At 67.4% G+C, this 8,056-nt stretch carries 8 protein-coding genes and 1 pseudogene; 5 read left to right on the top strand and 4 right to left on the bottom strand.

Annotated elements, in window-relative coordinates:
• The 4 genes and pseudogenes from SCA01S_RS22900 to SCA01S_RS20335 all read left to right on the top strand — a co-directional run.
• Positions 1 to 169, top strand: a pseudogene (locus tag SCA01S_RS22900) (biotin synthase BioB); the annotation flags it as partial.
• Between the two features lie 4 nt (positions 170 to 173).
• Positions 174 to 1,313 (top strand): 8-amino-7-oxononanoate synthase, encoded by a 1,140-nt coding sequence (locus SCA01S_RS20345; protein ID WP_062788559.1) that lies wholly within the window; start codon positions 174 to 176, stop codon positions 1,311 to 1,313.
• A complete protein-coding gene (bioD, locus tag SCA01S_RS20340; RefSeq protein WP_062788557.1) occupies positions 1,313 to 1,933 on the top strand; it encodes a dethiobiotin synthase in 621 nt (206 codons plus the stop codon). Before SCA01S_RS20345 ends, bioD begins: the two co-directional genes overlap by 1 nt.
• Entirely contained in the window at positions 1,930 to 3,201 is a 1,272-nt protein-coding gene (locus tag SCA01S_RS20335; RefSeq protein ID WP_062788555.1) for an adenosylmethionine--8-amino-7-oxononanoate transaminase, read from the top strand. Before bioD ends, SCA01S_RS20335 begins: the two co-directional genes overlap by 4 nt.
• Here the strand turns inward: SCA01S_RS20335 and SCA01S_RS20330 are convergent.
• The 3 genes from SCA01S_RS20330 to SCA01S_RS20320 form a co-directional block, all read right to left on the bottom strand.
• Complete coding sequence (locus SCA01S_RS20330; RefSeq protein ID WP_022677013.1) at positions 3,195 to 3,440, bottom strand: hypothetical protein; 246 nt, start codon at positions 3,438 to 3,440, stop codon at positions 3,195 to 3,197. The two genes, SCA01S_RS20335 and SCA01S_RS20330, sit on opposite strands and share 7 nt — an antisense overlap.
• A gap of 120 nt (positions 3,441 to 3,560) precedes the next feature.
• A complete protein-coding gene (locus SCA01S_RS20325; RefSeq protein WP_022677012.1) occupies positions 3,561 to 3,761 on the bottom strand; it encodes a hypothetical protein in 201 nt (66 codons plus the stop codon).
• A 255-nt stretch (positions 3,762 to 4,016) separates the two neighbouring features.
• Entirely contained in the window at positions 4,017 to 5,285 is a 1,269-nt protein-coding gene (locus SCA01S_RS20320) for a hypothetical protein (protein WP_062788553.1), read from the bottom strand.
• Positions 5,286 to 5,542: 257 nt separating this feature from the next.
• Between SCA01S_RS20320 and SCA01S_RS20315 the strand changes: the two genes are divergently transcribed.
• Positions 5,543 to 7,327, top strand: coding sequence for a hypothetical protein (locus tag SCA01S_RS20315; protein WP_062788551.1), 1,785 nt, complete (start codon positions 5,543 to 5,545; stop codon positions 7,325 to 7,327).
• Here SCA01S_RS20315 and SCA01S_RS20310 read toward each other — a convergent pair whose 3' ends face one another.
• Positions 7,328 to 8,044 carry a peptidylprolyl isomerase gene (locus tag SCA01S_RS20310; RefSeq protein WP_062788563.1) on the bottom strand — a complete coding sequence of 239 codons (717 nt, stop codon included), beginning with the start codon at positions 8,042 to 8,044 and terminating at the stop codon, positions 7,328 to 7,330.
• Between the last annotated feature and the right edge of the window lie 12 nt (positions 8,045 to 8,056).

Below are 8,056 nucleotides of genomic sequence, written 5' to 3'. Positions count from 1 at the left end.
GGGCGCCAACTCGATCTTCACCGGCGACAAGCTGCTGACCGCGCCCAATGCCGGCGACGACAGCGACGCGGCGATGTTTGCGCGCCTGGGCCTGAGGCCCATGGAAGGCGAAGAGCCGCTGCGCGCGATGAAAGCCGTTGGCGGCTGCTCGGGCGGCTGCGCGGCCTGATCGCATGGACAGCGTGAGCGCCACGGATCTGTGGCAGGCCCAGTCCGCCGATCTGGCGGGGTTGCAGGCGCGCGCCCGCCTGCGCACGCTGGCCCCGCGCGCCGGCGTGGATTTTGCCAGCAACGATTATCTCGGCCTGGCGCAAGCCCCGCGCCTGCGCGCTGCCGTGGCCGATGCCCTGGCGCGCGGCGTGGCGGTGGGGTCGGGCGGATCGCGCCTGCTGCGCGGCAACGATCCCGAGCACGAGGCGCTGGAGGCAGAAGCCGCCGCCTTCTTCGGCTGCGAAAGCACGCTGTGGTTCAGCGCCGGCTATGCCGGCAACGTGGCGTTGATTGCCACCCTGCCCCAGCGCGAAGACCTGGTGATCTATGACGAACTGATCCACGCCTCGGTCCACGAAGGCCTGCGGCTGACCCGGGCGCGCACGGCGATGGCGGCGCACAACGACGCCGATGCCTTTGCCACGCTGGCGGCGCAATGGCGCGCGCAGGGCCATACCGGGCGCCTGTGGCTCTGCGTCGAAAGCCTCTATTCGATGGATGGTGACCGCGCCCCGCTGGATGATCTTGCCGCTGTGGCGCAGCGCCATGGCGCGATCCTGGTGATCGACGAGGCGCACGCCACCGGCGTGTTCGGCCCCGATGGGCGTGGCCTGGCCGCGCATCTCGACGGACGCGCCGATGTGATCGTGCTGCGCACCTGTGGCAAGGCGCTAGGCTGCGAAGGGGCGCTGGTATGCGGCCCGCGCGTGGTGCGCGATTTCCTGGTCAACCGTGGCCGCCCGTTCATCTTTTCCACCGCCCCCAGCCCGCTGATGGCCAGCGCGGTGCGCGAGGCCTTGCGCATCTGCGCCGACGAGCCAGAGCGCCGCGCCGCACTGTCCACGCTGATCGACCATGCCGCACGCCGGCTGGGCCCGCTGGGCGCCAGCGTCAGCGGCAGCCAGGTCATGCCACTGATCCTGGGCGATGACGCGCGCACCATGGCCACGGCCGCACGGCTGCAGGTCGCCGGGTTTGACGTGCGCGGCATTCGCCCGCCCACCGTGCCCGCCGGCACCAGCCGCCTGCGCATTTCGCTAACGCTCAACGCCACCCCGGCCGATGTCGATGCGCTGGCCGCCACCCTTGAGGAGATCCTGTGATGACCCGTTATGTCGTGACCGGAACCGATACCGGCATCGGCAAGACCGTGTTCAGTGCCGCCCTCGCCGGTGCGCTGCGCGCGCATTACTGGAAGCCGGTGCAATCCGGCCTGGATGACGGGGCAGACCGCGATGCCGTGGCCGCGCTGGCGCAATTGCCGCCTGACTTGATCCTGCCCGAAGCCTATCGCCTGACCGAGCCGCTCTCGCCCCACCGCGCGGCAGAGCTTGACGGCTTGCAGATCGATCCGGCGCGGCTTTCCCCGCCCGATCATGAACGCCTGGTGGTAGAGGGCGCCGGCGGCGCGCTGGTGCCGATCACGCGCGGCACGCTCTATGCCGATCTGTTTGCCTGGTGGAACCTGCCGGTGATCGTGGTGGCGCGCACGGCGCTGGGCACCATCAACCACAGCCTGCTGACGCTCGAAGCGCTGCGCGCGCGCGGCGTGCCGATCCACGGTATCGCCTTCGTCGGTGCCGAGAACGCAGACAACGAACAGACCATCGCCGCGATGGGCAAGGTGCGCCGCCTGGGCCGGCTCGACCCGCTCGATCCGCTTACCCCGGAAACCCTGGCCGCCGCCTTTGCCCGCGGCTTTGCGCTGGAGGATTTCGCATGACCGGCTCGCCCGTCTGGCATCCGTTCTGGCAGCACGGGCTGGGCCTGCCCATTCCCAAGGTGGCGCGCGGCGAAGGGGCGGCGCTGATCCTGGAAGACGGCAGCCGCGTGATCGATGCGATCTCGTCGTGGTGGGTGACCACGCATGGCCACAACAACCCGCGCATCATGGCCGCAATCCGCGCCCAGACCGAACGGCTGGACCAGGTGATCTTTGCCGGCTGGACGCATCAACCGGCCGAAGACGTGGCGCGTGGCCTTGTCGCCATGCTGCCCGAAGCGCTGACCCGCGTGTTCTTTTCCGACAGCGGCAGCACTTGCGTGGAAGTGGCGCTGAAAATGGCGCTGGGCTTTTGGGCCAACCGTGGCGAGGCGCGCCATCGCATCCTGGTGATGGAGCATTCCTATCACGGCGATACCATCGGCACGATGTCGGTGGGGGAACGCGGCGTTTATAACGCGGCCTATGCGCCGCTGCTGTTCGATGTGGGCACGATTCCGTTTCCAATCGGCGATGGCGCCAACACGATCGATGCCCTGGAAGCCGCCTGCCGCGAAAACCCGGCTGCGCTGATCGTGGAACCGCTGGTGCTCGGCGCAGGCGGCATGCTGTTCTACCCGCCCGCCGTGCTGGCCGCGATGGCCGAGGTGTGCCGCCGCAATGGCGTGCTGTTCATTGCCGACGAGGTGATGACCGGGTTTGGCCGCACCGGAACCCTGCTGGCGTGCAACCAGGCCGGCGTGGTGCCCGATATCCTGTGCCTGGCCAAGGGCCTGACCGGCGGATCGATGCCGCTGGCCGTCACCGTGGCGCAAGAGCCGATCTTTGCCGCGCACTGGTCAACCGACCGGGCCAAGCTGTTCTACCACTCGTCCAGCTATACCGCGAACCCGATCGCCTGCGCAGCGGCGGTGGAAAACCTGGCGATGTGGCGTGAAGAGCCGGTGCAGGCGCGCATCGATGCCCTGGGGCAGAACCAGCAGGCGCTGCTCGATCGCCTGGCCGCGCTGCCCGGCGCGCAACATCCGCGCCGCTGCGGCACGATCATCGCCGTGGATTTCGCCACGCCCGATGGCGGCTATCTTTCCGCCCTGGCGCCGCACCTGATGGCCTTCGCCCGCGACAACGGCGTCTTGCTGCGCCCGCTGGGCAATACCGTCTATGTCCTGCCGCCCTATTGCATCAGCGCGGCAGACCTGGCGCGGGTGGGTGACGTGGTAGAGGAAGGGTTGGCAACCCTGCCCCGCTCAGGCAGCCAGAATCAATAGAGGTGGCGCGTCGATGCACCCATGAACGGGAAGCGCACGACGCGGCCGGTGGCCAGCGATGACTTGAACAGGATGCGGGCCTTGTCGGCATCCTCGATCGTCACGAACACCAGATGCGTGCCGCCAGACTTGAGCGGCTCGATCGAACTGATGCGCAGGGCATTGGCCTTGCACCGCTTGGCGGCATCGCCCTCGTCGATCGACAGGTTGAGCGCGCGCGTGGTGGTGATGGTTGTCATGGGAAAACCTCGTGCAGGGGGGAGGCGGGGGGCGCCGGTTGATCACTCGCCCGTGCGTGGTGCACAGGCGGAAGGAAGCGGGGCCGAAAAATGGGTGACGTGCTGTCCCGTCAGCCTGCCTCAGGCGGCAGCGGCTGACCCGGCCGCAGGCAGCGTGCACCATTCCGGATAGGCTGCCACGCCCAGCTTCTGGCGCAGCCGCGCAATGCGGGTTTCATAATGCCGCACGAGATCATAGCGGCTGCCGGCGCGATGGTCCTGCCGCGTCTGGGCATCCATCACCGCAACCTGATGCTGAAAAAGAAGATGATTGAGGTCCACGGCCGTTCTCCTGCCAGATGCGGGAGCACGATGGTCTCTCAGGCGCCGATTGCATCCAAGATTTTGCATCATGACGGGGGGCGATGCGCAGCCTATGCAGAATTTCTACAAAAAAATCAAGTGAAAATTTCAAAATTCAGCAATGATATAATTCAAAGCCAATTTGCATAATATCATTCACTCCCTCGCCATTTCAGAATTATAAATACCTATTACAGATAATATTCAGTGGTAATTTATTCGCGATGGCAGATTTTACTTTCCTCCCAACTGCACGCACTGCCTGAAAAACCGCATCGGCCTTGCCGGCAACAGCAAAGCCGGTGCCCGTTCCCCCGCCGTGATCATCACCTGATCCAGCGGCACCGCATCAGCGGACGCGCCAGCGGGGAAAGCCTGGACAAGGCAGCGGCCATGCCGGGGCCTGAACGCGGCAGGAACCGGAACCGGTCTCGCGCCCGAGGCCGCAAGCCATGCCGGGCGGCCAAAGCGGTAGCGCCGGGCAGGATGGATCACCTGAAGGTCCACCGCGCCGGCATATTGGCCCAGCACCAGTGGCTTGCCCTGTTCGAACAAGATGCCAGGCCGCCTACCCAACAGGCGCGCTGCCGCCACCTGCGCCGGGCGCGCGCCGGCATCAAGGTCGGTCACCGTAGCCTGATCGATCGTCAAGGGATCGATACCGGTCATGCGTTTGAGCCGCGCCGCCATCCAGTCAATCTTGGGATTGCCTTCGCCGGTCTCGTCGATGGCGGCTTCGGCGACATGGCTATGCCCGACATAGATCAACACCTTCTGGCTCGGAAAGCGTGCCATCAATGCCGCCAGATTTTCGGCCTGAGCCTGTTCACGCGCCACGATGTTGGCCTGCCGATCCGCAGGATGGGCGGCGGCAGATTGTTCCTCGGTCTGCTCATAGGCGGCGGGAGTATAACCCATGGCGAGCGCGGTGCGGACGAACCGCGCATAGACTGGGTCAAGGGTGTAAAAGCCGGTTCCACGGCGGACAAAGCCATCGTGCCTGAGCCGCGCCATGATCTTTCCAGCCGGGTCGTTGTAGAACGCCTCCGCCGCCAGGACGCCGTAGCCCAAAGGACGCAGGGCGCGGGCCACCTGCAAGGCGAACATGCGATCGCGCGGGCTGCTGTGCGCTTCGTTCAGGATGACGATGCGGGTGTCTTTCGCCCGCCTGGCGATTTCGGCAAGGGCATCGTGGGCAACCGCCTGCTGAACGCGCGCGATCCAGTCGCGCTGGATCAATGGGGCTGAATGCGCCCGATCCAGCGTTGCCAAGTCGAGTTCGCCAGTCACCATGACGCTTTCTTGCTGCCACATCTGATAGGCATATTCGTCTTTCACCCGCCCCTGCGGATCGAACGCCAGCTTGGCCAGTTTGTCGCGCGCCGTAAGGTAATGCCCCTGGTCGAGCAGGGACATGGCCGCGTCGACCTGGGGCGGTGGCCCGGACGATTGCGCCATGGCCGGCGCGGCGATGAGCAGAGCCAGCGGGACGAGAGCTTTCATCGGTAGCGCTTCCCTCGACAGCAGAGACCTGCCCGGTTGTGGCATGGGCGGCTGGCGCTGCCAACCGCGGCACGGGGGTTTCGGAGCACGGCTCCGCTACGCATTTCCCCCTAATAGCCAATATGTTCCTGGCAACGAAGACTGCGCCGGCGTCAACCGCGTCTGGAGCGGCCATGTTAAACGATTGCGGCAAGACTGTGCCTCTCGGGTGGCGAATCCCTGCCGCCTGTTGCTGGCAACGTGCAGGACGGCCGCTAATGGCGCTTATTAAGAACACCCGGTTTCGCCAGTCGCTGCTGGTCACGGCCGGCATTGTGGCGGCCCCCGCCCTGGCGGCGACGGTGATCATCACCACGGGCAAGGCCACCTCTTCGGCCAGCGCCACGCCAGGCGCTGCGCCGGTAACGCTGGCAAGCAGCGCCGGCGGCGTGGCCCCTGCGGCCGCAACGTCAAGCGCGGCCAAGGCGGCAGCGCCTGCCGTGGGCGCGTCCCTGCTGCTGGGTGCGCAAACCCATTTCAGCCAGGGCTGGCCAGCCGGGGTGGGCGATCTGGCGGCACAGGCGCAAGCGCCGCTGTTGCGCGATTCGCTGCCCTGGGCGGCGGGGGAGACAGCCAAGGGGCGCTACACCCTGGACAGCGCGGCGGCGCAGAACCTGATGGCGGCGTGCCAGGCCGGGCGGCGCCTGATCCTGACGGAGATTCCTGCCAACCCGCTGTATGACAACGGCCTGTGGGTCTCTTCAGAACAGGGCCGCACGGCGTTTGCCGCCTATCTGGGCGCGCTGAAGGACAAGTTCGGCAACTGCCTGGCCGCGATCGAGCTGGGCAACGAGATCAACGGCAGCCGCGCCATGGTCTTTGCCGCTGGGATCGACAGCGTGGCCGCCTATGTGCGGATTGCCGCAGCGGCCCATGCGCGGCTGGGCGGCAACCCGGCGCTGCTGGGTGGATCGACCAACATGATCGGCACGGGTTTCCTGCGCCCGCTGTTTGCCGCCGGGCTGCTCGCGCAGGTCGATGGCCTTGCCGTGCATCCCTATCGCAACCGCGCCGAAGGGGTGGACGTGGAACTGGCGCAACTGACCGCCGCCATGGACGGCGCCGGGCAGCGCGTGCCGGTCTGGGCCACCGAATTTGGCCTCGCCACCAGCGACCAGGCCACGGCGGCAGGCGAGCTGGTCAAGCAGGCCACGATGCTGGCCGCCGGTGGCGTGGGACAGGCGAGTTGGTACGCCCTGATCGACCAGGGCGGGTTTCCCACCATGGGGCTGTTTGCCGGCACCGCGATCAAGGACCAGGGCCGCGCGTTCCGCTTTCTGCAGGCCAACGTCCTGCCCAAGGGGCGCCCGTTGCGGCTGGATCTGGGCGATCCGCTGCTGTTCGCCTATCGCCTGGGCAGCGATACCACGGTGATCTGGGGCGCCCCGCGCGGGCTGGTACTGGGCAGCGGCACGCGGGCCTATGGCCCCACGGGGCAGGCGCTGGCCACGCCGATGATCGGCGATCAGCCGATCGTGCTGGTCGGCACGGGCTATACGCTGGGCGCCTCGGCCGTGGTGGCCGATACCCTGCTGGGCTGGGGCACGCCGGCCTGGCGCTATTTCGTGCGCAACCGCGCGGGCAGCGACACGGCGCTCGATTGGCTGGACGATACCTGGACCGGCTATTTCGGCAACAAGTTCAGCAAGCCGCTGCGCATCAACGCCACCAGCGCCGCACCGGCCGGCGATGCCGCTGCGCCATTGCGCGCGGTGTGGCGCTATACCGCGCCGGCAGCCCAGGCGCTGGACCTGCGCGGCTGCTTTGCCAAGGCGCCGGCCGGGGACGGGGTCGACCTCACCGTGCTGCGCAACGGCAAGGCGCTGTGGCAGGGCGTGCTGACCAGCGGTCTGCAACCAGGCCCGGTGCCGGTGGACCTGGCGAAGGGGGATCGGCTCGACATCGTTGCCGGGCCGAACCAGGCTTTTGGCAGCGACGCGTTCTTCTATCGCGTGGTGCTGTTTCGCCGCAGCCAGAGCGCGGCGGTAGCCTGCCCCAATTGATCAGGGTGTCGTTGTGGGCGCTGGCGCTGGCGCAGGCGTCGGCGCGGGCGTCTGGTTCGCCACGCGGCGCGCGGTGATCACTTTCACCGGCTGGGCCAGCATCTGCCCGCGCATCGCGCCTTCGCCCATCGTCGGCGAAATCGGCATGTCCCAGATCTTGCGCACCACATCCATGCCCGCAACCACGTGGCCGAACGCAGCATAGCCCAGCTGCCGATCGGGATCGGCATTGGCCGGATCGGCATCGAGGCCGGGCATGTCTGACAACAGGATGGAGAAATCCGAGGTCGCCGTGCCCGGCGCCAGCCGCGCCAGCGACAGCGTGCCGGCCTTGTGCAGGATGCCGGTCTGGCTGGTCGGTTCATGGGCCACCGGCTTGAACAGCTTGGCCGCATCGCGGATGCCGCCCTGCAGCAGGCCATTGGGCTGCTGCCCCCAGGCAAGGTGCATGGCGCGATAGAACGTCATCCCGTCATAGCGCTTGGCATCGACGTAATGCAGGAAGTTGCCCACGCTGATCGGGGCATGCTTGCCATCAAGTTCCACCACGATGGTGCCCTGGTCGGTCACCAGGGCCACGGTCGCGACATCGGGCACCGGCGCCGGGGCGGGTGCAACCCTGGCCGGGGCGGCCTTGCGCGCGGGGGCGGCGAGGGCAGCAGAGGCACAGGCGAGATTTGCGGCGGCAAGCGCCATCACGGCGAATCGGATCTTCATCCCGGCATCCTG

The sequence above is a fragment of the Novosphingobium capsulatum NBRC 12533 genome, assembly GCF_001598375.1.
In the GTDB taxonomy this organism is placed as follows: Bacteria; Pseudomonadota; Alphaproteobacteria; order Sphingomonadales; family Sphingomonadaceae; genus Novosphingobium; species Novosphingobium capsulatum.
This window is presented reverse-complemented; position numbering and strand designations above follow the sequence as displayed.